Source organism: Leclercia sp. AS011 (assembly GCF_037152535.1).
Taxonomy (GTDB): Bacteria; Pseudomonadota; Gammaproteobacteria; order Enterobacterales; family Enterobacteriaceae; genus Enterobacter.
Genome location: NZ_JBBCMA010000006.1, coordinates 156928 through 181884, shown reverse-complemented (window position 1 = coordinate 181884; position 24957 = coordinate 156928). Strand labels below are relative to the sequence as shown.

At 56.6% G+C, this 24957-nt stretch carries 24 protein-coding genes and 1 pseudogene; 20 read left to right on the top strand and 5 right to left on the bottom strand.

All coding sequences use genetic code 11. From position 1 onward, the window contains the following. Positions 1-71 precede the first annotated feature (71 nt). From WFO70_RS19625 to WFO70_RS19610, 4 genes are all read left to right on the top strand, one after another. Complete coding sequence (locus tag WFO70_RS19625) at positions 72-440, top strand: diacylglycerol kinase (RefSeq protein ID WP_337018577.1); 369 nt, start codon at positions 72-74, stop codon at positions 438-440. A gap of 109 nt (positions 441-549) precedes the next feature. Further along, positions 550-1158, top strand: a complete 609-nt coding sequence (gene lexA / locus WFO70_RS19620; RefSeq protein WP_032615967.1) for a transcriptional repressor LexA — start codon at positions 550-552, stop codon at positions 1156-1158. Positions 1159-1221: 63 nt separating this feature from the next. Beyond that, complete coding sequence (dinF, locus tag WFO70_RS19615) at positions 1222-2541, top strand: MATE family efflux transporter DinF (protein ID WP_337018575.1); 1320 nt, start codon at positions 1222-1224, stop codon at positions 2539-2541. Positions 2542-2682: 141 nt separating this feature from the next. Then, positions 2683-2892 (top strand): CsbD family protein, encoded by a 210-nt coding sequence (locus WFO70_RS19610; RefSeq protein ID WP_032615972.1) that lies wholly within the window; start codon positions 2683-2685, stop codon positions 2890-2892. A 69-nt stretch (positions 2893-2961) separates the two neighbouring features. Here WFO70_RS19610 and zur read toward each other — a convergent pair whose 3' ends face one another. Further along, positions 2962-3477, bottom strand: a complete 516-nt coding sequence (zur, locus tag WFO70_RS19605; protein WP_333853656.1) for a zinc uptake transcriptional repressor Zur — start codon at positions 3475-3477, stop codon at positions 2962-2964. A gap of 112 nt (positions 3478-3589) precedes the next feature. Between zur and WFO70_RS19600 the strand changes: the two genes are divergently transcribed. From WFO70_RS19600 to pspG, 4 genes are all read left to right on the top strand, one after another. Then, positions 3590-4078, top strand: coding sequence for a cupin domain-containing protein (locus WFO70_RS19600; RefSeq protein ID WP_337018572.1), 489 nt, complete (start codon positions 3590-3592; stop codon positions 4076-4078). A gap of 163 nt (positions 4079-4241) precedes the next feature. Further along, positions 4242-5552: a conjugal transfer protein TraF gene (locus WFO70_RS19595; protein WP_337018570.1), complete on the top strand. Its 1311-nt coding sequence runs from the start codon at positions 4242-4244 to the stop codon at positions 5550-5552. 80 nt (positions 5553-5632) lie between these two features. After that, positions 5633-6628: a tRNA dihydrouridine(20/20a) synthase DusA gene (gene dusA / locus WFO70_RS19590; protein ID WP_337018568.1), complete on the top strand. Its 996-nt coding sequence runs from the start codon at positions 5633-5635 to the stop codon at positions 6626-6628. Positions 6629-6770: 142 nt separating this feature from the next. Continuing rightward, a complete protein-coding gene (gene pspG, locus WFO70_RS19585; protein ID WP_285127630.1) occupies positions 6771-7013 on the top strand; it encodes an envelope stress response protein PspG in 243 nt (80 codons plus the stop codon). A gap of 178 nt (positions 7014-7191) precedes the next feature. Here pspG and WFO70_RS19580 read toward each other — a convergent pair whose 3' ends face one another. Continuing rightward, positions 7192-8175: a quinone oxidoreductase gene (locus tag WFO70_RS19580; RefSeq protein ID WP_337018565.1), complete on the bottom strand. Its 984-nt coding sequence runs from the start codon at positions 8173-8175 to the stop codon at positions 7192-7194. A 71-nt stretch (positions 8176-8246) separates the two neighbouring features. On the opposite strand from WFO70_RS19580, the gene dnaB reads away from it, so the two are divergent. The 6 genes and pseudogenes from dnaB (at position 8247) to WFO70_RS19550 (ending at position 13568) form a co-directional block, all read left to right on the top strand. After that, complete coding sequence (gene dnaB, locus WFO70_RS19575) at positions 8247-9659, top strand: replicative DNA helicase (protein WP_032615986.1); 1413 nt, start codon at positions 8247-8249, stop codon at positions 9657-9659. Positions 9660-9675: 16 nt separating this feature from the next. Continuing rightward, positions 9676-10755: an alanine racemase gene (alr, locus tag WFO70_RS19570; protein ID WP_337018563.1), complete on the top strand. Its 1080-nt coding sequence runs from the start codon at positions 9676-9678 to the stop codon at positions 10753-10755. 146 nt (positions 10756-10901) lie between these two features. Further along, positions 10902-12095, top strand: a complete 1194-nt coding sequence (gene tyrB, locus WFO70_RS19565; protein WP_337018561.1) for an aromatic amino acid transaminase — start codon at positions 10902-10904, stop codon at positions 12093-12095. Between the two features lie 195 nt (positions 12096-12290). Continuing rightward, positions 12291-13004 (top strand): acid phosphatase AphA, encoded by a 714-nt coding sequence (gene aphA / locus WFO70_RS19560; RefSeq protein ID WP_337018559.1) that lies wholly within the window; start codon positions 12291-12293, stop codon positions 13002-13004. A gap of 93 nt (positions 13005-13097) precedes the next feature. Further along, positions 13098-13212, top strand: a pseudogene (locus WFO70_RS19555) (secondary thiamine-phosphate synthase enzyme YjbQ); the annotation flags it as partial. A gap of 2 nt (positions 13213-13214) precedes the next feature. After that, positions 13215-13568: an MmcQ/YjbR family DNA-binding protein gene (locus WFO70_RS19550; RefSeq protein ID WP_142490045.1), complete on the top strand. Its 354-nt coding sequence runs from the start codon at positions 13215-13217 to the stop codon at positions 13566-13568. Here the strand turns inward: WFO70_RS19550 and uvrA are convergent, their stop codons facing one another. Beyond that, positions 13569-16394, bottom strand: a complete 2826-nt coding sequence (gene uvrA / locus WFO70_RS19545; protein WP_337018557.1) for an excinuclease ABC subunit UvrA — start codon at positions 16392-16394, stop codon at positions 13569-13571. Between the two features lie 251 nt (positions 16395-16645). Between uvrA and ssb1 the strand changes: the two genes are divergently transcribed. Continuing rightward, positions 16646-17170 (top strand): single-stranded DNA-binding protein SSB1, encoded by a 525-nt coding sequence (gene ssb1, locus WFO70_RS19540; protein ID WP_337018555.1) that lies wholly within the window; start codon positions 16646-16648, stop codon positions 17168-17170. 61 nt (positions 17171-17231) lie between these two features. On the opposite strand, the gene WFO70_RS19535 is transcribed toward ssb1, so the two are convergent. Beyond that, on the bottom strand, positions 17232-17513 hold the full coding sequence (locus WFO70_RS19535) for a YjcB family protein (protein WP_337018553.1): 282 nt from the start codon (positions 17511-17513) through the stop codon (positions 17232-17234). A 612-nt stretch (positions 17514-18125) separates the two neighbouring features. Here WFO70_RS19535 and WFO70_RS19530 point away from each other — a divergent pair. Both WFO70_RS19530 and WFO70_RS19525 read left to right on the top strand, forming a co-directional pair. Beyond that, positions 18126-19454, top strand: coding sequence for a GGDEF domain-containing protein (locus WFO70_RS19530; RefSeq protein WP_337018552.1), 1329 nt, complete (start codon positions 18126-18128; stop codon positions 19452-19454). 338 nt (positions 19455-19792) lie between these two features. Further along, a complete protein-coding gene (locus WFO70_RS19525) occupies positions 19793-21379 on the top strand; it encodes an EAL domain-containing protein (protein WP_337018550.1) in 1587 nt (528 codons plus the stop codon). On the opposite strand, the gene soxS is transcribed toward WFO70_RS19525, so the two are convergent. Next, positions 21376-21702 carry a superoxide response transcriptional regulator SoxS gene (soxS, locus tag WFO70_RS19520; RefSeq protein ID WP_103177869.1) on the bottom strand — a complete coding sequence of 109 codons (327 nt, stop codon included), beginning with the start codon at positions 21700-21702 and terminating at the stop codon, positions 21376-21378. The two genes, WFO70_RS19525 and soxS, sit on opposite strands and share 4 nt — an antisense overlap. 98 nt (positions 21703-21800) lie before the next feature. Here soxS and soxR point away from each other — a divergent pair, with 98 nt between their 5' ends. From soxR to ghxP, 3 genes are all read left to right on the top strand, one after another. Next, on the top strand, positions 21801-22259 hold the full coding sequence (soxR, locus tag WFO70_RS19515; protein ID WP_337018548.1) for a redox-sensitive transcriptional activator SoxR: 459 nt from the start codon (positions 21801-21803) through the stop codon (positions 22257-22259). Positions 22260-22533: 274 nt separating this feature from the next. Beyond that, the gene (locus tag WFO70_RS19510; RefSeq protein WP_337018546.1) at positions 22534-23205 is read left to right on the top strand and encodes a glutathione S-transferase family protein; all 672 of its coding nucleotides are present in this window, start codon (positions 22534-22536) and stop codon (positions 23203-23205) included. Positions 23206-23504: 299 nt separating this feature from the next. Continuing rightward, positions 23505-24854, top strand: coding sequence for a guanine/hypoxanthine transporter GhxP (gene ghxP, locus WFO70_RS19505; protein ID WP_156262696.1), 1350 nt, complete (start codon positions 23505-23507; stop codon positions 24852-24854). Positions 24855-24957: the final 103 nt, after the last annotated feature.

Here is a 24957-nt window from a genome sequence, read left to right as displayed (position 1 = left end):
TACTTCCGGTGGCTGCGCCAGGCGCTTAAACCACCGTTTCTGACGCTATTTTCGAAGAAAGGTTTCTTTTAATGGCCAATAATACCACTGGGTTAACCCGAATCATTAAAGCTGCCGGCTATTCATGGAAGGGCATCCGTGCTGCCTGGATCAATGAAGCCGCATTTCGCCAGGAGGGTGTTGCGGTCGTCGCGGCGATTATCATTGCCTGCTGGCTGGACGTTGATCCCATTACCCGCGTACTCCTGATTGGCTCGGTGATGTTGGTGATGATAGTCGAAATTCTGAACAGTGCGATTGAGGCGGTAGTCGACCGCATCGGCTCTGACTTTCATGAGCTGTCGGGCCGGGCAAAAGATATGGGCTCTGCCGCCGTGCTGATGGCGATTATGGTTGCGTTGTTTACCTGGGTCACGCTGCTTTGGGGACATTTACGATAAGCCTTCAGAAACCGAACAAGTCTCTGGTTTTTTATGCGGTTTGTGGTTCCAAAATCACCTTTAGCTGTATATACTCACAGCATAACTGTATATACACCCAGGGGGCGGAATGAAAGCGTTAACGACCAGGCAGCAAGAGGTGTTTGATCTCATTCGGGATCATATCGGCCAGACGGGTATGCCGCCGACGCGTGCAGAAATCGCGCAGCGTCTTGGCTTCCGTTCTCCAAATGCCGCCGAAGAGCACCTTAAGGCACTGGCGCGCAAGGGTGTGCTTGAGATTGTCTCCGGTGCGTCTCGCGGTATTCGCCTGCTGGTTGAAGCCGAAGAGGGCCTGCCGCTCGTCGGTCGCGTCGCCGCTGGTGAACCGCTGCTGGCGCAACAGCACATTGAAGGCCACTATCAGGTCGATCCGGGCATGTTCAAACCGAGCGCAGATTTTCTGCTGCGCGTAAGCGGCATGTCGATGAAAGATATCGGTATCCTGGACGGCGATCTGCTGGCGGTACATAAAACCCAGGACGTGCGTAATGGTCAGGTCGTGGTGGCGCGCATCGATGACGAAGTCACCGTTAAGCGCCTGAAAAAGCAGGGCAACACCGTGCAGCTGCTGCCGGAAAACAGCGAGTTTTCCCCGATTGTTGTCGACCTGCGTGAAAATAACTTCTCCATCGAAGGTCTGGCGGTTGGCGTCATCCGCAACGGTGAGTGGTTATAACTGCTTTCTGACAGACTGCGGCACTGCCGCAGTCTGCTTTTCCTGTCTCCGGCGAACATTTTCATGTCTCTCCTGACTGCTTCAGACAAGGCGTTGTGGCGTCTTGCACTTCCCATGATCGTCTCCAATATCAGCGTCCCTCTGCTTGGGCTGGTGGATACGGCTGTAATTGGTCACCTCGATTCGCCCGTCTATCTCGGCGGTGTCGCCATCGGCGCAACGGCAACCAGCTTCCTGTTTATGCTGCTGCTCTTTTTGCGCATGAGCACCACCGGGCTCACCGCCCAGGCCTATGGCGCAAAGGATCCGCTGCGTCTGGCCCGCGCGCTGGTGCAGCCGTTGATCCTCGCCCTGGGTGCTGGACTGCTGATTGTGCTGTTGCGCACGCCGCTCATCGACCTGGCGCTGCATATCGTCGGCGGCAGCGAAGCCGTTCTCCATCAGGCGCGGCGCTTCCTTGAGATCCGCTGGCTCAGCGCCCCGGCATCGCTGGCGAACCTGGTGCTGCTCGGCTGGCTGCTGGGCGTACAGTATGCCCGGGCACCGGTGATCCTGCTGGTAGTGGGCAACCTGCTTAACATCGTGCTGGATCTTTGGCTGGTGATGGGCCTGCAGATGAACGTGCAGGGGGCCGCGCTGGCGACCGCGATCGCCGAGTACGCCACTCTGTTGATCGGACTGTGGATGGTCTGGCGGGTGCTGGCCCTGCGCGGTATTTCGCTGGCGCTGCTGAAAGCGAGCTGGCGGGGCAATATCCGTAAGCTGCTGGCGCTCAATCGCGACATCATGCTGCGCTCGCTGCTGCTGCAGCTCTGCTTCGGGACGCTGACGGTGATGGGCGCGCGGCTGGGCCCGGAGATCATCGCCGTTAACGCCGTGCTGATGACCCTGCTGACCTTTACCGCCTATGCGCTGGATGGCTTTGCCTATGCGGTCGAGGCGCACTCCGGCCAGGCCTACGGCGCGCGGGAAAGCGGCCAGCTACGTGAGGTGTGGCGGGCGGCCTGTCGTCAGTCCGGGCTGGTGGCGCTGGTCTTTGCCCTCGTCTATGCTCTGGCAGGCGATCGGATCGTTGCCCTGCTGACCTCGCTGCCCGAGCTGCGCGCTTTGGCAAGCCACTATCTTATCTGGCAGGTGATCCTGCCGGTGGTAGGGGTCTGGTGTTATTTGCTGGATGGCATGTTTATCGGCGCAACCCGCGGGGCAGAGATGCGCAACAGCATGGCCGTGGCGGCCGCCGGTTTCGGCCTGACGCTGTTCACCCTCCCGTGGCTGGGTAACCACGGCCTGTGGCTGGCCCTGAGCGTGTTCCTGGCCCTGCGGGGGCTCTCGCTGGGCTGGATTTGGCACCGGCACTGGCGCAACGGAACCTGGTTCTCGTAGCGGCTTCGCCTGGCAAAATGGTAAAAGATTCCGAATAACAAACCCAACGCCGCAGGGTTATCTATAATAATTATCACGTCCAGCACGAAACGAATTTCAGGACGAACTTAACCTTAACGACCGAACGAAGAGGAATCGATGATGAATAAAGACCAAGTCGGCGGTAACTGGAAGCAATTTAAAGGTAAAGTAAAAGAACAGTGGGGCGACCTGACTGATGATGACATGACCGTCATCGAAGGTAAACGTGACCAGCTGGTGGGTAAAATCCAGGAACGCTATGGTTATGAGAAAGACCAGGCAGAGAAAGAAGTTGGTGACTGGGAAACCCGTAACAACTATCGCTGGTAATTAACCTATACCCGCAGGTACACGGATGTACGCCCAGGGCGACCTTTCAGGTCGCCTGTTTTTTTGCTCTTAGCGCGGCTTTTTCTTCAGCTGGATAGAGTGATCGTGCTGGCAATTTTCCTGATGCCGGCAGGCTTCCACCTCAACGCAGTTACGGCACAGACCGTGCGCTTCAATCACGTTGTGGCGCAGGGCAAAGCCCATCTTCGCCGCCAGGCTGTGCATGATATCCTCCACCCCTTCAGCACCTTCTTCCTTCACGCTGCCACAGCGATCACAGATGAACATCGCTGAGGTGTGAGTCGGCTGATCGAACAGATGGCACAGCACGTAACTGTTGGTCGATTCCACTTTATGCACAAAACCCTGCTCGAGTAAGAAGTCGAGTGCCCGATAGACGGTCGGCGGCTTGGCCTGTGGCTCGCTCTCACGCAGCAGGTCGAGCAGGTCGTAGGCGCTGATGGCCCCGTTTTGCAGGCTCAGCAGGCGCAACACTTCAAGGCGCTGCGGAGTCAGGCGCACATTGCGTTGCGCGCACAGCTTTTCGGCTTGCGCTAACAGTGCCTGCATTGTGGTCGTTTCCATTTTGCACCTCGAATGACGTGGAATAACAAACCGCCAGTTTACCATGTTCTGGCCTAAACGCCGAGATCCCCCGGCTGTGCTACCCTGACGAAAAACCCCAGGAGATGGAAAGATGAAAAGACCGGACTGCATTCGACACTGGCGTGAAGTAGAAGGCGCTGACGACTCTACCTATCCCGACAGCCCGGAGCGTTTCGCCATTGGCGCGCCGCTGGCCCGCGCGCTGGGGCTGGGCCGCCTCGGGATCCACCATGAACGCCTGCCGCCAGGGCGTCGCACCTCCTATCCTCATGCCGAAAGCGATGAAGAGGAGTTTATCTTTGTGCTTGAGGGTTATCCCGAAGCCTGGATCAACGGTTATTTATGGAAGCTGGAGCCGGGAGACAGCGTTGGATTTCCTGCCGGGACGGGCGTCTGCCACACCTTTATTAATAATACCAGTGAAGAGGTGCGGTTATTAGTGGTGGGTGAAGCGAATAAAAAACATAACCGTATTTATTATCCGCTAAATGCGGTATATGCCGCCACGCGTGAAGATCGCTGGATCGATCATCCGCCGCAATTTTTTGGTCCGCATGACGGAAAACCAGGGCAAAAGTAATTTCTTGTTCTATACATATTAAACAAATAAGGAAATCAATAACTTAATCTAATACTAAAGTTTAGATAAATTCGGCTTCTCATACTTTTTTCACAAAGGACGTATGCCCCTGCGCGGCATTTAGCCGCCGGGGTTTATTCACCCAAAATAAGTCAGGTGTCCTGTGAAAATAATATTCAAATTTTCTGTGGCTGGAATTGCCACCGGTATCCTTTTGGCTAATCAGGCTGGAGCAGCAAATACCTGGACGGAAGCACGCGGCGATGCCATGGGTGGGACGGGCGTTGCCTCGGCGCATTATAGCAGCGGGGTGCTGATCAACCCGGCCCTGCTGGCAAAATCGAAAGCTGAAGATGACGTCGCCATTATTTTTCCTTCGGTGGGGGCGCAAATCAGCGATAAGGACAATCTGCAGGACAAGATCGATGAAATCAGCGATGAGATCGCTAACGATCGGGAGATGATCGACGATCTGACCGTGGCGAGGATCCTGGCCGATCCGCAGGGGACGCTGAGTGAGCTTCAGAGTGCCGCTGGCAGTCTGGCGGATCAGCTGGAATTCCTTGAAGGCAAAACCGCACACGGCAATGCGGGGGCAGGGATAGCCGTCAGCATTCCGGGGTCGGGGCTGTCACTGGCGTTTGTCGCTAAAGCCAATGCCCACGGGCGGATCAGCTCGGAGATCGACCCGCAGGATATCGATTTTCTGCGCAGGTTACAGGGCAATACAGGGATGACCAACCAGATGGCGCTCGGCGCGGCGCGGAACGGCAGCGACGTGATTACCCGCAACCTTAACTCCGTCGCCCTGGGCAGGGCGGCGATCGTCTCCGATTACGGCGTGGCGGTTGCCCGTCAGTTTGATTTCAACGGCCTGCCGGTCTCGGTTGGCGTGACGCCAAAACTGCAGCAAACCTGGCTCTACAACTACACCACCTCCATCTATACCTACGACAGCGGCGACTTTAACAGCAGCCGCAACCGCAATGACGATACCAGCTTTAACGTTGATGTCGGCGTCGCGGTCGACTTCGGCGAAAACTGGACGGTCGGCCTGAGCGGGCAGAATCTGTTCTCACGTGACATTGACACCAAAGACATCCGCATTCTTAACGGCCGTACCGGGCAGGAGGTGAGCTATCGGGACACCTGGCAGATCCGCCCCCTGGTCACGGCGGGGGTAGCATGGCATACCGGCCTGCTCACTCTTAGCGCCGATGGCGATCTGACCGAAACCCGGGGCTTCAAAAGTGAAGAGGACTCGCAGTATATCGGGGTAGGGGCAGAGGTTTCCCTGCTGGGCTGGCTGGCGGTACGCGGCGGCTTTCGCGGGGACGTGAAGGGCAACGACAGTAACGTCTTCACCGGCGGTTTCGGCTTCTCTCCCTTTAACACCGTGCATATCGATCTGACCGGCATCTACGGCGAGGATGAAACCTGGGGTGCCGGGGCGCAATTCAGCGTCACCTTCTGATGGGAGGCGGAGGCGCTCTGCCTCCGGTGAATATGTGCTATAGTAGCGCCCCATTGTCAGCAGATGCTTAAAAATTCGCCATGTCGTCAGAAAACTCGTCCATCTATCCTGCTCACCGTTTTTCCATCGCGCCGATGCTCGACTGGACTGACAGACACTGCCGCTACTTCCTGCGTCAGCTGTCGCGCCATACTCTGCTCTATACCGAGATGGTGACCACCGGGGCGATTATTCATGGTAAGGGCGACTACCTCGCATTCAGCGAAGAAGAGCATCCGGTGGCGTTGCAGCTTGGCGGCAGCGATCCGGCCGCGCTGGCGCACTGCGCGAAGCTGGCAGAAGAACGCGGCTACGACGAGATTAACCTCAACGTCGGCTGCCCTTCCGATCGCGTGCAGAACGGCATGTTTGGTGCCTGCCTGATGGGTAACGCGCAGCTGGTGGCCGACTGCGTGAAAGCGATGCGCGATGTGGTCTCCATTCCGGTGACGGTCAAAACCCGTATCGGCATCGACGATCAGGACAGCTACGAATTTCTCTGTGACTTCATCGGCACGGTGGCCGGCAAGGGCGAGTGCGAGATGTTTATCATCCATGCCCGCAAAGCCTGGCTCTCTGGCCTGAGCCCGAAAGAGAACCGTGAGATCCCGCCTCTGGATTACCCGCGCGTGTATCAGCTGAAGCGCGATTTCCCGCAGCTGACCATGTCGATCAACGGCGGTATCAAGTCTCTGGATGAGGCCAAAGCCCATTTACAGCATATGGACGGCGTGATGGTGGGCCGTGAGGCGTACCAGAATCCGGGCGTGCTGGCAGCGGTGGATCGCGAAATCTTTGGTGTGGATAGCGCCGACCGCGACCCGGTGTCGGTGGTGCGGGCCATGTATCCCTACATTGAGCGCGAGCTGAGCAACGGCACGTATCTGGGCCACGTGACCCGCCACATGCTCGGTCTGTTCCAGGGGATCCCGGGGGCGCGCCAGTGGCGTCGTTATCTGAGTGAAAACGCCCATAAGGCGGGAGCCGATATCGAGGTGCTGGAGCAGGCGCTGCGTCTGGTGGCTGACAAGCGATAATTTTCACTAAAAGTTCGTCAAATTCACCACGCCCGGCAAAGTACTGCCGGGCGTTTTGTTTTTATATCAACAGGTTATGTTTTGGCACGGATCTTGTAAAGGTACTGGCAGCGTATCGTTGTGATGCATTCGGGAGAGAGCCATGCTGGAACTACTTTTTGTGATTGGATTTTTTGTCATGCTGTTGGTAACCGGCGTCTCGCTGCTGGGGATTATTGCCGCGCTGGTGGTCGCCACCGTGGTGATGTTTATCGGCGGCTTGTTTGCCCTGATGCTGAAACTGCTGCCGTGGTTGCTGTTGGCCGTAGCGGTGGTGTGGGCGATACGGGCGATTAAATCGCCAAAAATCCCACGCTATCAGCGCAATAACCGCTTTCGTTACTAAGGTATTGAGCGGTTCGTCACATCCTTGCAACTTTTACGGCAGCATTGCTTAGAACAGAATAGGATTTACTTATCGAATCTGTCACTATTGCCGCCGTTAAAGAATTCATCGAGCTGTACCCTACATACAGCCGAACTAAAAAAAGAAAAGGGCTTCCTCAGGGAAGCCCAATTTCTTTTTAGGGGATCAGTAAACTGGAACCCTGCGTCGCCCGACTCTCCAGCACCTCATGCGCCCGTTGCGCATCACTCAGCGGATACTTCTGCGCCTCTGCCACATCCACCTTAATCACGCCGCTGGCAATCAACGAGAACAGCTCGTTGCTGGCCTCAACCAGCTCGTCATGGTTAGTAATGTAGCCCTGCAGGGAAGGACGAGTGGCGAACAGCGAGCCTTTCTGGTTAAGAATGCCCAGATTGACGCCGGTCACCGGGCCGGAGGCGTTGCCGAAGCTCACCATCAGACCACGGCGTTGCAGACAGTCCAGCGAGGCTTCCCAGGTATCCTTGCCCACCGAGTCATAAACCACGCGCACCTTTTTACCGCCGGTGATCTCTTTCACCCGCTCGACGATGCTCTCTTCGCGGTAGTTGATCACCTGCCAGGCACCCGCCTGTAGCGCGCGCTGTGCCTTTTGCGCATTACCGACGGTGCCAATCAGTTTGGCCCCCAGCGCTTTTGCCCACTGGCAGGCAATCAGCCCGACACCGCCTGCGGCCGCGTGGAACAGGAACTGCTCGTCAGGTTTGATCTCATAGGTTTTGCGCAACAGATAAAAGACCGTCAGCCCTTTCAGGAAGGAGGCGGCGGCCTGCTCAAAGGAGATGGCGGCGGGCAGAATGGCGACTTTATCCGCCGGGACGTTGTGGATCGAGCTGTAGGCACCGAGGGCGGATTGCGCATACACCACGCGGTCGCCCTCCTTAATATGCTTCACGGCGCTGCCGACTTTGACCACCACCCCGGCCGCCTCGGTGCCTAGTCCGCTTGGCAGGGCCGGGGGCGGATAGAGGCCACCGCGGATATAAGTGTCGATATAGTTAATGCCAATGGCTTTATTTTCCACCTGGACTTCGTTATCGCCAGGCGCGGTGGGCGTGAACTCTACCGCCCTGAGAACGTCCGGGCCGCCGTGCTTATGAAATTCAATACGCGTTGCCATGCTCCCTCCATTAGACTTAGAAAATATGGTAATCTTTCGACCCACTCTCTATCTCGGTAACTCCATTCACTATGGCAGGAAACAAACCCTTCAACAAACAGACTGAACCCCGTGAGCGCGATCCGCAGTTAGCCGGGTTAAAGGTCCCGCCGCACTCGATTGAAGCGGAACAGTCGGTGTTGGGCGGTTTAATGCTGGATAACGAGCGCTGGGACGACGTCGCCGAGCGCGTGGTCACCGACGATTTCTATACCCGCCCGCACCGTCATATCTTTACCGAGATGGCGCGTCTGCAGGAATCCGGCAGCCCTATCGACCTGATCACCCTCGCGGAATCGCTGGAGCGTCAGGGGCAGCTGGAGTCCGTTGGCGGCTTCGCCTATCTGGCCGAGCTATCGAAAAATACGCCAAGTGCGGCGAACATTAGCGCTTACGCCGATATCGTGCGTGAACGTGCAGTCGTCCGCGACATGATCTCTGTCGCCAACGAGATCGCCGAAGCCGGTTTCGATCCGCAGGGGCGTAACAGCGACGAACTGCTCGACCTCGCCGAGTCCCGGGTCTTTAAAATTGCTGAAAGCCGCGCCAATAAAGACGAAGGGCCGAAAAACATCGCCGAAGTGCTGGATGCCACCGTCTCGCGTATTGAGCAGCTGTTCCAGCAGCCGCACGACGGGGTCACCGGGGTTAATACTGGCTATGACGATCTGAACAAAAAAACCGCCGGTCTGCAGCCGTCGGATCTGATTATCGTCGCCGCGCGTCCGTCGATGGGTAAAACCACTTTTGCGATGAACCTCGTCGAAAATGCGGCGATGTTGCAGGATAAGCCGGTGCTTATCTTTAGTCTGGAGATGCCCTCCGAACAGATTATGATGCGTTCTCTGGCCTCGCTGTCGCGTGTGGATCAGACCCGCATTCGTACCGGCCAGCTGGACGATGAGGACTGGGCGCGGATCTCCGGCACCATGGGCATTCTGCTGGAAAAACGAAACATCTATATCGATGACTCCTCCGGCCTGACGCCGACGGAAGTGCGCTCCCGCGCGCGCCGCATCGCCCGCGAGCATGGCGGCATTGGCCTGATCATGATCGACTACCTCCAGCTGATGCGCGTCCCGTCGCTGTCGGATAACCGTACCCTGGAAATCGCCGAAATCTCCCGCTCGCTGAAAGCGCTGGCGAAAGAGCTGCAGGTCCCGGTGGTGGCGCTGTCGCAGCTTAACCGCTCCCTGGAGCAGCGTGCTGACAAGCGCCCGGTCAACTCCGATCTGCGTGAATCCGGCTCCATCGAGCAGGATGCCGACCTGATCATGTTCATCTACCGTGATGAGGTTTATCACGAGAACAGCGACCTGAAAGGGATCGCCGAAATTATTATCGGTAAACAACGTAACGGCCCTATCGGTACGGTGCGTCTGACCTTTAACGGACAGTGGTCGCGTTTCGACAACTATGCCGGTCCTCAATATGATGATGAGTAATTTCTAAGGAATTCAAATGCAAGCGGCAACTGTAGTCATTAACCGCCGCGCTCTGCGACACAACCTGCAACGTCTGCGTGAACTGGCACCCGCCAGCAAGCTCGTTGCAGTCGTGAAAGCGAACGCTTACGGACACGGTCTGATCGAGACCGCGCGAACGCTCCCCGATGCCGACGCCTTTGGCGTTGCCCGTCTCGAAGAAGCCCTGCGCCTGCGCGAAGGGGGGATCACCCAGCCGATTCTGCTGCTCGAAGGCTTCTTTAATGCTGCCGACCTGCCAACCATCGCTGCAAAACGGCTGCATACCGCAGTGCATAACCTGGAGCAGCTCGAGGCGCTGGAAAACGCGGTGCTCAGCGAGCCCGTTACCGTGTGGATGAAACTCGACACCGGCATGCACCGCCTGGGCGTGCGTCCGGAGCAGGCGGAGGCCTTTTATCAGCGCTTAAGCCAGTGCCAGAACGTCCGCCAGCCGGTTAATATCGTCAGCCATTTCGCCCGGGCCGACGAGCCTGAGTGTGGTGCCACCGAACAGCAGCTCGACATCTTCAACACTTTCTGCGAAGGCAAGCCGGGGATGCGCTCGATCGCGGCCTCCGGCGGTATTCTGCTGTGGCCACAGTCCCACTTCGACTGGGCGCGTCCGGGCATTATTCTGTACGGCGTTTCGCCGCTGGAAGGCAAACCCTGGGGGCCGGATTTCGGTTTTCAGCCGGTGATGTCGCTCACTTCCAGCCTGATTGCGGTGCGCGAGCACAAAGCCGGTGAGCCGGTGGGCTACGGCGGCACCTGGGTGAGCGAGCGCGATACCCGTCTGGGCGTCGTGGCGATGGGCTATGGCGACGGCTACCCGCGCGCTGCGCCGTCCGGCACCCCGGTGCTGGTGAACGGCCGCGAAGTGGCTATCGTCGGATGCGTGGCGATGGACATGATCTGTGTTGACCTGGGCCCAGAGGCGCAAGAGAAAGCGGGGGATCCCGTGACCCTGTGGGGTGAAGGTTTACCCGTAGAACGGATCGCAGAAATCACAAAAGTGAGTGCTTACGAACTTATCACGCGCCTGACGTCACGGGTGGCGATGCACTACCTCGATTGATATCGACTTTCCCTCTCCCTCCAGGGAGAGGGAGTAAAGCAGGTTCCGTCGCCCACCCCCCATCTTCCTTAACATCCTCTCGATCTTCTGCCGCTTCCGGTTTATTGTTGAATTCCCTGCCTCATTATTATCCGGAGAACCATCGCGTGTTCCAGAAAGTCGACGCCTATGCTGGCGACCCCATCCTCTCCTTAATGGAGCGTTTCAAAGACGATCCCCGGGGCGATAAAGTTAACCTCAGTATCGGTCTGTATTACAACGAAGCGGGCATCATTCCCCAACTGCAGGCCGTAGCGAAAGCCGAAGCGCGTCTCAATGCTACGCCGCACGGCGCGTCGCTCTATCTGCCGATGGAAGGGCTGAACAGCTATCGCCACACCATTGCTCCGCTGCTGTTTGGCGCAGACCATCCGGTGCTGGCGGAAAAGCGTGTTGCCACCATCCAGACCCTTGGCGGCTCAGGGGCGCTGAAAGTCGGTGCCGACTTCCTGCACAAGTATTTTCCGGAATCCGGGGTCTGGGTCAGCGACCCGACCTGGGAAAACCACGTCGCCATCTTTGAAGGCGCGGGCTTTACGGTGAAAACCTACCCGTGGTTCGACGACCAGACCAACGGCGTGCGCGTTGGCGCGTTGCTGGAAAAACTGAGCACCCTGCCGGAACGCAGCATCGTGCTGCTGCATCCATGCTGCCATAACCCGACCGGGGCCGATCTGACCAACGATCAGTGGGATGCGGTAATTGAAGTGCTGAAGGCCCGCAACCTGATTCCGTTCCTCGATATTGCCTATCAGGGCTTTGGTGCCGGGATGGAAGAGGATGCCTACGCCATTCGCGCCATCGCCAGCGCAGGCCTGCCGGCGCTGGTCAGCAACTCCTTCTCCAAAATCTTCTCGCTGTATGGCGAGCGTGTCGGCGGCCTGTCGGTGGTCTGTGAAGATCAGGATGCTGCCGGACGCGTGCTGGGCCAGCTGAAAGCCACCGTGCGCCGTATCTACTCCAGCCCACCGAACTTTGGTGCGCAGGTGGTGGCGACCGTTCTGGGCGATGACGAACTCAAAGCCGAGTGGCTGGCGGAAGTGGAAGCGATGCGCACCCGTATCCTGTCCATGCGTCAGACGCTGGTCGACGTGCTGAAAGAGGCGGTGCCTGGGCACAACTTCGACTATCTGTTGCAGCAGCGCGGCATGTTCAGCTACACCGGCTTCAGCGCGCAGCAGGTGGATCGCCTGCGTGATGAGTTCGGCGTCTACCTGATTGCCAGCGGACGTATGTGCGTCGCAGGCCTGAACAGCAGCAACGTTCAGCGCGTGGCGCAGGCCTTTTCCGCTGTGATGTAAGCACTTACTCACGGCCTCCTTCGGTTAGCGAAGGGGGCCGGAATGGGTAAAGCCCCGCGTTGTGATACCCCTCCTTTTATTGTGGATTGGATAAAAAATTCCCTTTCCTTCCCCTGCCGCTACGGTTATTTTCGAGGTGGTTTTTGACCATCCGCTCAAAATAAAAAATAACGGTTTGAATATTCAGGGGAAAAAATGCGCAAAATCACACTGGCGCTCAGCGCTGTCTGCTTGTTGCTCTCGCTTAGCCACCCGGTGGCGGCGCGCCCCTCATCACCTCCGTCGTTATATACCGGCACCAACACCGCCAGACTGGCCGAGCAGGCACCAATCCACTGGGTCTCCGTTGCCCAGATTGAAAACAGCCTGATAGGCCGCCCGCCCATGTCGGTAGGCTTTGATATTGATGACACCGTGCTGTTCTCCAGTCCGGGCTTCTGGCGGGGGAAAAAGACCTGGTCACCGGACAGCGATGACTACCTGAAAAACCCGGCCTTCTGGCAGCAGATGAACAACGGCTGGGATGAGTTCAGCATACCGAAAGAGGTGGCCCGCGCGCTGATTGCCATGCACGTTAAGCGCGGCGACCGGATCTGGTTTATTACCGGGCGTCATCCCACGAAAACCGAAACCGTTACCCAGGCATTGCAGAACGCCTTTCTGATCCCCGCCGCGGCCATGAACCCGGTTATTTTTGCCGGTGAGAAAGCGGGCACTAACAATAAAGCCCAGTGGATGGAGCAGAAACAGGTCAAGATTTACTACGGCGATGCCGACAGCGACATCACCGCGGCCCGCGAGGCGGGGGCCAGAGGCATTCGGGTGCTGCGCGCCTCCAACTCGACTTACAAACCGCTGCCACAGGCGGGGGCCTTTGGTGAAGAGGTGATCGTCAATTCAGAATATTGAGTAGCCGGGCAGAAAAGACGCTTTTTTAAGCAGATTTACCCGCTACGGGTTTTACCTTTCGTCGTATTGCTGCACACTTAGAAGGAAACGGAGCTGCCGGTGAAACATAGCCGCGCGCAGCTCGGCACCTGGCGGGGGGATCTGGCCGGGAGCACATCGTATCCATGGCGGTTCGCGCAAAATTATCGCTACGCTACAAGGGGAGTAATGATGACAATTTCGGAGATACTTCAGTACTGCATGAATAAGCCGGGTGCGGAGCAGAGTGTGCACAGTGACTGGAAGGCAACCCAGATTAAAGTCGCAGACGTGCTGTTTGCGATGGTGAAAGATGTGGAGGGGCGTCCGGCGGCCTCGCTAAAAACCAGCCCGGAACTGGCGGATCTGCTGCGCCAGCAGCACACCGACGTGCGTCCCAGCAAGCACCTGAATAAAGCGCACTGGAGTACAGTCTATCTCGATGGGTCGATACCGGATTCGCAGATTTACTACCTGGTGGATGCCTCGTACAAGCAGGCGGTGGAACTGCTGCCGGAGATGACCCGGCAGCAGCTGTCAGTCTGACTACTGCAGAAGTGGTTTAAGGAAGCGGGCCGTGTGCGAGGCTTCGCACTCCGCGACGGTTTCCGGAGTGCCGGAAACCAGAATTTCGCCGCCGCCGCTGCCGCCTTCCGGGCCCAGATCGACAATCCAGTCCGCGGTTTTAATCACGTCCAGGTTGTGCTCAATCACCACGATGGTGTTGCCCTGATCGCGCAGCTGGTGCAGCACCTCGAGTAGCTGCTGGATATCGGCAAAGTGCAGACCGGTGGTCGGCTCATCCAGAATGTACAGCGTCTGCCCGGTACCGCGTTTGGAGAGCTCACGCGCCAGTTTGACGCGCTGCGCTTCCCCGCCCGACAGGGTGGTCGCTGACTGGCCCAGACGAATGTAGGTCAGACCGACATCCATCAGGGTCTGGAGCTTACGCGCCAGCGCCGGAACCGCATCAAAGAACTCACGCGCCTCTTCGATGGTCATATCCAGCACTTCGTGGATGGTTTTGCCTTTGTACTTAATCTCCAGCGTTTCGCGGTTATAGCGTTTGCCTTTGCACTGGTCGCACGGCACGTAGATATCCGGCAGGAAGTGCATCTCAACCTTGATCACCCCATCACCCTGACAGGCTTCACAGCGACCGCCGCGAACGTTAAAGCTGAAACGTCCTGGCGTATAGCCGCGGGAACGCGATTCCGGCACGCCGGCAAAGAGTTCACGTACAGGCGTAAAGACGCCGGTATAGGTGGCCGGGTTAGAGCGCGGCGTACGACCGATCGGGCTCTGGTCGATATCGATCACCTTGTCGAAGTGCTCCAGACCGTGGATATCGCGGTATGGTGCCGGTTCAGCGAGGGTTGCGCCGTTGAGCGCCGTCTGCGCAATCGGGAACAGGGTGTCGTTGATCAGCGTTGATTTACCGGAACCCGAGACACCGGTGATACAGGTGAACAGGCCGACCGGCAGGGTCAGGGTCACGTCTTTCAGGTTGTTGCCACGGGCACCGGTCAGCTTCAGCACTTTTTCCGGGTCGGCGGGCACGCGCTGTTTCGGCACTTCAATCTTGCGCTTGCCGCTCATGTACTGGCCGGTCAGGGACTCCGGTACCGCCATAATGGCGTCCAGAGGCCCTTCCGCCACCACCTGACCACCGTGCACGCCAGCCCCCGGGCCGATGTCGATCACATGGTCGGCGGCGCGGATGGCGTCTTCATCGTGCTCAACCACAATCACCGTATTGCCGAGGTTACGCAGGTGGATCAGCGTCCCGAGCAGACGTTCGTTGTCGCGCTGGTGCAGGCCGATGGACGGCTCATCCAGCACGTACATGACGCCGACCAGGCCCGCGCCAATCTGGCTCGCCAGACGGATACGCTGGGCTTCACCGCCGGACAGGGTCTCTGCCGAGCGGGAGAGGGTCAGGTAGTTCAGACCGACGTTGACCAGGAACTTGAGGCGATCGCCGATCTCTTTCAGCACTTTCTCAGCGATTTGCGCGCGCTGGCCGGAGAGCTTCAGGTTGGTGAAGAAGTCCATCGCATGGCCGATGCTCATGTCTGAGATGGTCGGCAGCGGCGTGTTTTCAACATACACGTGGCGCGCTTCGCGGCGCAGACGAGTCCCGTCACAGGTGGCGCAGGAGCGGTTGCTGATAAACTTCGCCAGCTCTTCACGTACCGCACTGGATTCCGTCTCTTTGTAACGGCGCTCCATGTTGTGCAGCACGCCTTCGAACGGATGACGGCGCACCGAGGTATCGCCGCGATCGTTCATGTATTTAAACTCGATGTTCTCTTTCGCCGAGCCGAACAGGATCACTTTGTGCACGGTTGGGCTGAGGCTGCCCCACGGCGCTTCGACGTCGAACTTGTAGTGTTCAGCCAGCGACTTCAGCATCTGGAAATAGTAGAAGTTACGCTTATCCCAGCCGCGGATCGCGCCGCCCGCCAGCGACAGCTCCGGGTTCTGGATCACCCGGTCAGGATCGAAATACTGCTGCACGCCAAGACCGTCACAGGTCGGGCAGGCACCCGCCGGGTTGTTGAACGAGAACAGACGCGGTTCCAGCTCGCGCATACTGTAGCCACAAACCGGGCAGGCGAAGTTGGCAGAGAAGAGCAGCTCTTCCGCCTGCGGATCGTCCATATCGGCCACCACCGCCGTACCGCCGGAGAGATCCAGCGCGGTTTCGAACGACTCGGCGAGGCGCTGGGTCAAATCGTCACGCACCTTAAAGCGGTCGATCACCACCTCGATAGTGTGTTTCTTCTGCAGCTCCAGCTTTGGCGGATCGGAGAGATCGCACACTTCCCCGTCAATACGGGCGCGGATATAGCCCTGGCTGGCCAGGTTCTCCAGCGTTTTGGTGTGCTCGCCTTTACGCTCTTTAATGATAGGGGCCAGCAGCATCAGGCGTCTGCCTTCCGGCTGGGCCAGCACGTTATCCACCATCTGGCTGACGGTCTGGGCCGCCAGCGGAACATCGTGATCCGGGCAGCGTGGCTCGCCCACGCGGGCATACAGCAGACGCAGGTAGTCATGGATTTCGGTGATGGTCCCGACGGTGGAACGCGGGTTGTGGGAGGTCGACTTCTGCTCAATAGAGATGGCAGGCGACAGCCCTTCGATATGGTCGACGTCAGGCTTTTCCATCAGCGACAGGAACTGACGCGCATAGGCAGAGAGAGACTCAACGTAACGACGCTGCCCTTCGGCATACAGGGTGTCGAAAGCCAGTGAAGATTTGCCTGAGCCTGAAAGCCCGGTCACGACGATCAGTTTGTCGCGAGGGATAACGAGGTTGATATTCTTGAGATTGTGGGTGCGCGCGCCCCGAACTTCTATCTTATCCATTCACCTTTCCCGGTAGGTAGATACACGGAATGCCTGGTTTGTTTGAAGGACAACCGGCAGAAACGATTAATTATGACACAAATTGACCTGGCTGGATATACAGTATTGGAATGCAAATTCTGATTACTTGTGCAACAATGTAACCCTCGTGAGAACTCTGGAAGATGCTTCGAAACTATCGGAAGACCACGTGGAAATGGTACACTCGCGCGCTTACACTATTTTCAGACACGTTTTCAGGAGACACGATCATGGCCAGCAGAGGCGTAAACAAGGTGATTCTCGTCGGTAATCTGGGCCAGGACCCGGAAGTACGCTATATGCCGAGTGGTGGTGCAGTGGCCAACATTACGCTGGCGACGTCCGAATCCTGGCGCGATAAAGCGACCGGTGAGATGAAAGAGCAGACCGAATGGCACCGCGTTGTGCTGTTTGGCAAACTGGCTGAAGTGGCCGGTGAATATCTGCGTAAAGGCTCCCAGGTCTATATCGAAGGCCAGCTGCGTACCCGCAAATGGACCGATCAGTCCGGCGCAGAAAAATACACCACCGAAGTGGTGGTTAACGTCGGCGGCACCATGCAGATGCTGGGTGGCCGTCAGGGCGGTGGCGCACCAGCAGGTGGCGGCCAGCAGCAGGGCGGTTGGGGTCAGCCTCAGCAGCCACAGGGCGGCAACCAGTTCAGCGGCGGCGCACAGTCCCGTCCGCAGCAGCCGTCTGCACCGGCGCAGTCTAACGAACCGCCAATGGATTTCGACGACGACATCCCGTTCTGATAACAGAACCTGCGTTTCGCAACCACAAAAAACCCAGACATCGTCTGGGTTTTTTTATTCACTAGGTGTACATCATCGGCCAGTCTGGTGGTGTATGGCTCATCGCCTCAACCATTACCGCTTTAACGTTGTTCCAGATAACGGCTACATCCAGCAGGGTGATGCCCAGCAGGCCGGTCGCGAACCAGCATGCCGCCGCCAGACCCAGACAGGTGCTCACCACCGCCAGCACGGTGTAATCTGATTTACGAAACTGAATGTTCAGCGTGCTGGCCAGAAACATCAGCACCGCGCTCAACAACTCCCAGCGTGCAAACACAACACCGGTGGTAATAGCTGCCATAATAGGATCCTCAAAGATAACCGCCGCCGGGTAAAGCGCGACGTTGCCCACACACTGTGGCAAACTGGCTATCGGCAGGCTCAGACTCACAACAATGAAACAATGTTTCTTGTTACATAAGATGTGTGAACTATATCACATTTGTTCTTTTATTCGCCACTGGGCAAATGCATAAAAATGGCCTGAATTAACCCTGTAGTCACAACGGTTATAGTTAGCAAAAATATATATTTAGCCTGCTAACCGGTGTAATTACGATAACTTTGCTGATAATTCATTGAGATAAGAAAACATGTACAGGCCGGGAGCGGATGTACAATATTTACAGCCTCAGGGCTATGGCTTATGCTTCTTCCGGTTGCTTACTCCGTTCGTAATAAATAAATCAGGCTTGACCTTTTTGCTGGTTATTATTATTTGTCATTTTATTTTTACACACGCATCCCTGTAAGATCGTCAGTATTAATTTATGCTGACTGACTATCACTTTATTCCTGATTAATTCGTTGCGGTATTTCTGTCTCGTTAATGAGCTGCGAATAAACAATGAAGCAAGTAAATCGAGAGAATAGTAATGACAGTACCCGGGCCCTGCACGCATTAGCTAAATTAATGCCAAAGTTATCATCCCATGCCACCTTAACGTCTCTGCTGGAGACGATTAATCATACCTTTGACGCTCAACTGAGCTGGGTGATGATGCAGGATGATACGGGTCAGCCGCAGTTTGTCAGTGCCGGGAAATTAACCTGCCATCCGCTGGAAATTAATGCGTTTCTTGCCAGCCTGTTATTGCAGCGCCATCGCCGTTCATGGCGGGTCATCGGCTGGAAAGAGAATTTGGGTGCGCTGATATTTCCTCCCGGACATCCGGGCCATCAGCAATTACAGTCCGGGGTGCTGTGTAAAATGGCACCGCATCAGCAGGGCTATTTCTTCCTGGGGTTTACGCAGCCGCAAAACACCCTCACCGTGCTGAAAGAGGTGGTGATTATCCTGGTGGAAAAGCTGAAGGATTTTGTCACCGGTCTCGTCGCCCGGGAGCGCACGGCCAAAGAGATGCAGCGGATGATCGCCCAGTACAAAACGCTGTTTGAACGGGCACCGGTGCTGATGAATTCGTTCGACAGGAATAGCCGCTGCGTATTGTGGAATGCCGAATGCGAAAAGGTATTTGGCTGGACCATGGCGGAGATCAACGCTTATGCCGATCCGCTGGCGCTGTTTTATCCTGACCCGGAGGTGCGCCGTCGGGTGCACGAGTCGGTTAACACCACTCCGCTGAACGATATGTATGAATGGCATCCGGTACGGCGGGACGGAATGCAGCTCACCATCCTGTGGTCGAACATCTCCCTGCCGGACGGCTCAATTCTCAATATCGGGCTCGATATCACCGCCCGCAAAAAAGCAGAGCGGCAGCTGGAGATGAAGGCCATGACCGACGATCTGACCCGCTGCTTAAATCGCTTTGCCATCCTGCAGCAGATTGCCGCTGCCCTGGAGGCCAGCCAGCGGCAGGAGGCCGACAGCCACTTCTCGGTGCTGATGTTTGACCTGGATTTCTTCAAACAGATCAATGACCAGTGGGGGCACCTGGTGGGAGATGCCGCGTTGGTGCACTTCTGTGACTGCCTGCGGGGGCTGATCCCGCCCGGCTCAGCGCTGGGGCGGGTGGGCGGAGAGGAATTTTTACTGCTGCTGCCGAAGACCCGCAGCGGCGCGGCGGTACAGCTCTCTGCCCGGCTTCGCCAGGCGCTGGCCGGGACGCCGCTTAACGTCGGCAGCCGGACGCTGATCCTCTCCTTTAGCGCGGGGGTGGTCGAGGTGAGCAGTGCCCGGCACGATACTTCCTCATTACTCATTAGCGCAGATAAGGCACTTTATGATGCCAAACGCGCGGGCAGAGGAAAAACAATCGTCGCGGTTGATTATTTATAAATCACTTTAATCATTATCATGGGATAAATAGCACAAAATCTCATGATGAAGTTGCGCTTTTTTCACGCTGTCGGTAGTTTGACTTAATCGACGACATTCTGTTGCGTAATCCGGGTGCCTGGCTTTCTAAACGAGTATTTATTTTACTTAATAAACAGCAAACGAATACTTTCAGTTTGGCTTACGGACAAATATTATCGGCATAACCAAATATTAGGTTATTGGTGTTAAAAGTCAGTTGCTAACTTCGCATGATTCATGCAACGTAATCACCTGTTTAGCAAAGCATCCGGCCTTCATGATTACAGGCACATAAAAAGCAGGGATATAGGGCGGAAATGAATCGTAGCGCACGGGACAAGGTGCTGAGTATAGTCGGGGTTATCATGGTAGTTTCGCTACCTGTGATGCTTGCGCTATGGTTTGCCCAGCAACGCGCGGTTAACGAAACACGCAGCCAACTCAGCTCCTTTGCTCAACTCGCTTTAGATAAAACTGAACTGGTTATTCAACAGGTGGAGCTGGCACGTCATGCGGCTGAACAGTATTCGGGCGATATTTGCACGCCAGCACACCGACAGGATATGTTAAATATCGTGCGGGGCCGGCTTTACATTGCCGACCTGCTCTATGCTGATGGCCGTGAATTCCTCTGCTCCACGACGGGCACCCCCGATACCCCTTATACAATTTCCGCCGCCAATTACCAACGCCAGCCTGACGTCTCTATCTATTATTACCGCGATACGCCCTTTTATGCGGGATATAAGATGACGTATATGCAATTAGGGCATTATGTGGTGGTGGTGAACCCCCTGACCTATAGCGAGGTCATGTCTTCGGATCGCTCTCTGGCATGGGGTGTATTTGATACGGTGACCAACGCCTTTTTTTCCGTCAGCGAACAGGCGAATCAAAATGAATTAAAAACGCTGATTGGTGATAACACTCTCGCCTTCCAGAACGAAGGCCGCTTTTATACTATTGTTCGCTCGGACAAGCGCCCCATTGCCGCTATTGTTTCAACGACCAACCAGCGTTTTTATGAAGTGCTCTATCATCAGGCAACATTAACCCTGCCGCTGGGAATGATTAGCAGCATTATTATTTTACTGATGTGGTCGCGAACGCGACGGGAATTTAATTCCCCGGGGCGTTTATTGCATCGGGCATTAAATAAAAGACAGCTTTGCCTGCACTACCAGCCAATTATTGATATTAAAAGCAACGTCTGTGTCGGGGCTGAGGCGCTGTTGCGATGGCCTGGATTTAACGGCCCGGTGATGAGTCCGGTAGAATTTATCCCGCTGGCAGAAGAAGAGGGCATGAGCGAGCGCATTACCGACTACGTGGTGGAAGAAGTCTTCAGCGATTTGGGCCCTTTCCTGGCCTGCAATCCGCATATCTATATCTCCATTAACCTGTCGGCGACCGACTTCCACTCTTCACGCCTGATTGCGATGATCACCGATAAGGCCCGCCACTACAACGTTCGGGCCCAGCAGATTAAAATCGAAGTGACCGAGCGCGGGTTTATCGACGTGCCGAAAACGACGCCGGTGATTCAGGCGTTCCGTCAGGCAGGTTATGAAGTGGCGATCGATGATTTTGGTACCGGCTATTCCAACCTGCACAACCTCTACTCCCTGAACGTCGATATCCTGAAAATCGATAAATCCTTTATTGATACGCTGACCACCAACAGCACCAGCCACCTGATCGTCGAGCACATTATCGAAATGGCCCAGAGCCTACGCTTAAAAACCATCGCCGAAGGGGTGGAAACGGCGGAACAGGTCACCTGGTTAAACAAGCGCGGCGTGCAGTATTGCCAGGGCTGGCACTTTGCGAAGGCCATGTCGCCGCAGGATTTCATGACCTGGCAGCAACAGCCTGTCGCGGCATCACTCGCCCACAGCCACTAATTCAGCTGATGACGGTAGTCGCTGGGGGTGCGATCAAACTCGCGGCGGAATACGCGGGAAAAGGTCTGCTGAGAGACATAGCCCAGATCCATGGCGATATCAAAAATAGGTCGCTGGGTCGTGCGCAGCGCCTGGGCGGCCAACAATAACCGGCGCTGACGAATGTATTCGCCCAGCGTCTGGTGCGTGACGGCGCGGAACATCCTCTGCAAATACCACTTCGAATAACCTGACTTTTTCGCCACCACATCGATACTCAAGGGTTGATCGATATGGTCATCCATCCATTCAATAAGTGTCTGAATAATTTGTTGATGCGACATAAAGCAGCCTCCCTCTGGGTACACCTGTGTCTGTAGATTCGTCGTTTTGTCTGCGGGCGAGTATAATTCCTCAAGTTAACTTGAGGTAAAGAGGTTTTATGGAAAAGAAATTACCGCGGATAAAACCGCTGCTGACCCCGGGCGAGGTGGCCAGGCGTAGCGGCGTGGCGGTGTCAGCCCTGCATTTTTATGAAAGCAAAGGGTTAATTAAGAGTATTCGCAACACCGGCAACCAGCGGCGTTATACCCGTGACGTGCTGCGCTACGTGGCGATCATTAAGATTGCCCAACGCATTGGCATCCCGCTGGCCACCATTGGCGAGGCGTTCGGCATCCTGCCGGAGGGGCATACCCTGAGTGCAAAGGAGTGGAAGGCGTTATCCTCCCAGTGGCGCGACGAGCTGGATCGGCGCATTCATACCCTGGAGGCGCTGCGCGATGAGCTTGACGGCTGCATCGGCTGCGGTTGCCTGTCGCGCAGCGACTGCCCGCTGCGTAACCCTGGCGACAGACTGGGCGAGCAGGGCACCGGCGCGCGGCTGCTGGAAGAGGATTAGCCAGACGCAGTAAAAACTAAAGCGCCACAGAGGGCGCTTTAGTTTATTCCCGGTCTTTGTCTTTCTCTCTATCCCGCTGGTTCACAGGAGGGTTTCCCCCGACATCAACACCCCTCAGTCGAGCATGCTTTGGAGGTTCCGGTTTGTGCTGACAATTTAAGTCTAGGCCGGGAGCCCGGGTTTTCCAGCGCGCCTGTACAAAAACTCGGCGAAATTTTTTCGCCAGGTTGTGCAATTTTCTATAGTTAGTGGATAAGCCCAACTGGAGATGACCATGATTAAGGTCCACCACCTCAACCAGTCCCGATCCCAGCGCGTGCTCTGGGCGCTGGAAGAGCTCTCACTGCCCTATCAGATTGAACGTTATCAGCGGGATAAGACCATGATGGCCCCCGCCGCGTTGCGCAAAGTCCACCCGCTGGGCAAATCCCCGGTGCTGGAGGATAACGGCCTGATCCTCGCGGAGTCGGGGGCTATCCTCGAATACCTGCAGGAGACCTACGATCCCGGGTCGCAGCTTAAGCCGCAGGATCGCGAGATGAAACTGCACTACCGTTTCTGGCTCCACTACGCCGAAGGCTCCCTGATGCCGCTGCTGCTGATGAAGCTGGTCTTCTCCAGCCTCGGTAAACCGCCGATCCCGTTTGGCCTGCGCTCGCTGGGCAAAGTGCTGGGGCAGGGGGTGCAGAAGGCCTATCTCAACAAACAGCTGGAAACTCACGCCCGTTTTCTCGAGTCCTGGCTGAAGGATCACCGCTGGTTTGCCGGGGATAGCCTCAGCATGGCGGATGTGCAGATGAGCTTCCCGGTGTTTGCCCTGCTGAAACGTGGCGGTATCGAGGATCTTCCTCACCTGCAGAGCTGGATGAAAAACGTCGAAATGCGTCCGGCCTGGCAGCGGGCGATCCAGCAGGGCGGTCCGTTCGAAATTCCTGGCGAGTCCTGAAAATGTTATCAAATTGCGCATTCACGATAACGTTTGCGCATACTCTGTCTACTTCTTCACCACCCCGTATGGAAATTAGCGAAAAACGGCAAAGTTAAGTTGAAAACGCCCATGTTTAAGCCGGATAATCGTTTGCCTTTAATTCAACACCCGTTTTGTCAGCGTGAAGCTAAACGTTTGCTTTTTTTATGACGCCCCTCTTTGTCATAAACGCAGCACAGGGATAAGACGTTTCGCTGGTCGTGGAGTGTCCATCACGCTGACCGACGACGATAATAATTTTTCAGGGGATGTTTTCTATGTCTACGCCATCTGCGCGTACCGGCGGTTCACTCGACGCCATGTTCAAAATTTCTGCCCGCGGCAGCACCGTGCGTCAGGAGATCGTTGCCGGTCTGACGACCTTCCTGGCGATGGTCTACTCGGTGATCGTGGTCCCGGGCATGCTGGGCAAAGCCGGTTTCCCACCGGCGGCGGTCTTTGTTGCCACCTGTCTGGTGGCCGGTGTGGGCTCCATCGTGATGGGTCTGTGGGCCAACCTGCCGCTGGCGATCGGCTGCGCCATCTCGCTGACCGCCTTCACCGCGTTCAGCCTGGTGCTGGGTCAGCAGATCAGCGTGCCGGTTGCGCTGGGTGCCGTGTTCCTGATGGGTGTGCTGTTTACCATCATCTCCGCTACAGGTATCCGTAGCTGGATCCTTCGCAACCTGCCGCAGGGCGTTGCGCACGGCACCGGGATCGGTATCGGTCTGTTCCTGCTGCTGATTGCCGCCAACGGCGTTGGTCTGGTGATCAAGAACCCGCTGGACGGTCTGCCGGTTGCGCTGGGTAATTTCGCCAGCTTCCCGGTGATCATGTCGCTGATTGGCCTGGCGGTGATCATTGGTCTGGAAAAACTGAAAGTGCCGGGCGGCATCCTGCTGACCATCATCGGCGTTTCTGTTGTGGGTCTGATTTTCGATCCTGCGGTGCACTTCTCCGGCGTGTTCGCCATGCCATCCCTGAGCGATGAAAACGGCAACTCGCTGATCGGTAGCCTGGATATCATGGGCGCGCTGAACCCGGTGGTACTGCCAAGCGTGCTGGCTCTGGTGATGACCGCGGTCTTCGACGCCACCGGCACCATCCGTGCGGTAGCGGGCCAGGCGAATCTGCTGGATAAAGACGGTCAGATTATCGATGGCGGCAAAGCGCTGACCACCGACTCCCTGAGCAGCGTCTTCTCCGGCCTGGTGGGTGCTGCCCCGGCAGCCGTGTATATCGAATCTGCGGCGGGTACGGCGGCAGGCGGTAAAACCGGTCTGACGGCGATCACCATCGGCGTGCTGTTCCTGCTGATCCTGTTCCTTGCTCCGCTGTCGTATCTGGTGCCGGCATACGCCACTGCACCGGCGCTGATGTACGTTGGCCTGCTGATGCTGAGCAACGTGGCGAAAATTGATTTTGCCGACTTCGTTGATGCGATGGCCGGTCTGATCACCGCGGTGTTCATCGTGCTGACCTGTAACATCGTAACCGGCATCATGATCGGTTTCGCGTCGCTGGTGATTGGCCGTATCGTCTCCGGTGAATGGCGTAAGCTGAACATCGGTACGGTAGTGATTGCCGTGGCGCTGGTGGCATTCTACGCGGGCGGCTGGGCTATCTAAGCTGGCAACTGCACAAAACAACGGGTGGCTCAGGCCGCCCGTTTTTATTTTCGGAACACATCTTGTTGCCTTATGCGTTACTCTGGGGGAGATACACTGTGGC

Excerpts from the sequence above, each read along its gene's own strand:
- WFO70_RS19625 (WP_337018577.1), top strand. The coding sequence starts at position 72 with ATGGCCAATAATACCACTGGGTTAACCCGAATCATTAAAGCTGCCGGC.
- lexA (WP_032615967.1), top strand. The coding sequence starts at position 550 with ATGAAAGCGTTAACGACCAGGCAGCAAGAGGTGTTTGATCTCATTCGG.
- dinF (WP_337018575.1), top strand. The coding sequence starts at position 1,222 with ATGTCTCTCCTGACTGCTTCAGACAAGGCGTTGTGGCGTCTTGCACTT.
- WFO70_RS19610 (WP_032615972.1), top strand. The coding sequence starts at position 2,683 with ATGAATAAAGACCAAGTCGGCGGTAACTGGAAGCAATTTAAAGGTAAA.
- zur (WP_333853656.1), bottom strand. The coding sequence starts at position 3,477 with ATGGAAACGACCACAATGCAGGCACTGTTAGCGCAAGCCGAAAAGCTG.
- WFO70_RS19600 (WP_337018572.1), top strand. The coding sequence starts at position 3,590 with ATGAAAAGACCGGACTGCATTCGACACTGGCGTGAAGTAGAAGGCGCT.
- dusA (WP_337018568.1), top strand. The coding sequence starts at position 5,633 with ATGTCGTCAGAAAACTCGTCCATCTATCCTGCTCACCGTTTTTCCATC.
- pspG (WP_285127630.1), top strand. The coding sequence starts at position 6,771 with ATGCTGGAACTACTTTTTGTGATTGGATTTTTTGTCATGCTGTTGGTA.
- WFO70_RS19580 (WP_337018565.1), bottom strand. The coding sequence starts at position 8,175 with ATGGCAACGCGTATTGAATTTCATAAGCACGGCGGCCCGGACGTTCTC.
- dnaB (WP_032615986.1), top strand. The coding sequence starts at position 8,247 with ATGGCAGGAAACAAACCCTTCAACAAACAGACTGAACCCCGTGAGCGC.
- alr (WP_337018563.1), top strand. The coding sequence starts at position 9,676 with ATGCAAGCGGCAACTGTAGTCATTAACCGCCGCGCTCTGCGACACAAC.
- aphA (WP_337018559.1), top strand. The coding sequence starts at position 12,291 with ATGCGCAAAATCACACTGGCGCTCAGCGCTGTCTGCTTGTTGCTCTCG.
- WFO70_RS19550 (WP_142490045.1), top strand. The coding sequence starts at position 13,215 with ATGACAATTTCGGAGATACTTCAGTACTGCATGAATAAGCCGGGTGCG.
- uvrA (WP_337018557.1), bottom strand. The coding sequence starts at position 16,394 with ATGGATAAGATAGAAGTTCGGGGCGCGCGCACCCACAATCTCAAGAAT.
- ssb1 (WP_337018555.1), top strand. The coding sequence starts at position 16,646 with ATGGCCAGCAGAGGCGTAAACAAGGTGATTCTCGTCGGTAATCTGGGC.
- WFO70_RS19535 (WP_337018553.1), bottom strand. The coding sequence starts at position 17,513 with ATGGCAGCTATTACCACCGGTGTTGTGTTTGCACGCTGGGAGTTGTTG.
- WFO70_RS19530 (WP_337018552.1), top strand. The coding sequence starts at position 18,126 with ATGCCAAAGTTATCATCCCATGCCACCTTAACGTCTCTGCTGGAGACG.
- WFO70_RS19525 (WP_337018550.1), top strand. The coding sequence starts at position 19,793 with ATGAATCGTAGCGCACGGGACAAGGTGCTGAGTATAGTCGGGGTTATC.
- soxS (WP_103177869.1), bottom strand. The coding sequence starts at position 21,702 with ATGTCGCATCAACAAATTATTCAGACACTTATTGAATGGATGGATGAC.
- soxR (WP_337018548.1), top strand. The coding sequence starts at position 21,801 with ATGGAAAAGAAATTACCGCGGATAAAACCGCTGCTGACCCCGGGCGAG.
- WFO70_RS19510 (WP_337018546.1), top strand. The coding sequence starts at position 22,534 with ATGATTAAGGTCCACCACCTCAACCAGTCCCGATCCCAGCGCGTGCTC.
- ghxP (WP_156262696.1), top strand. The coding sequence starts at position 23,505 with ATGTCTACGCCATCTGCGCGTACCGGCGGTTCACTCGACGCCATGTTC.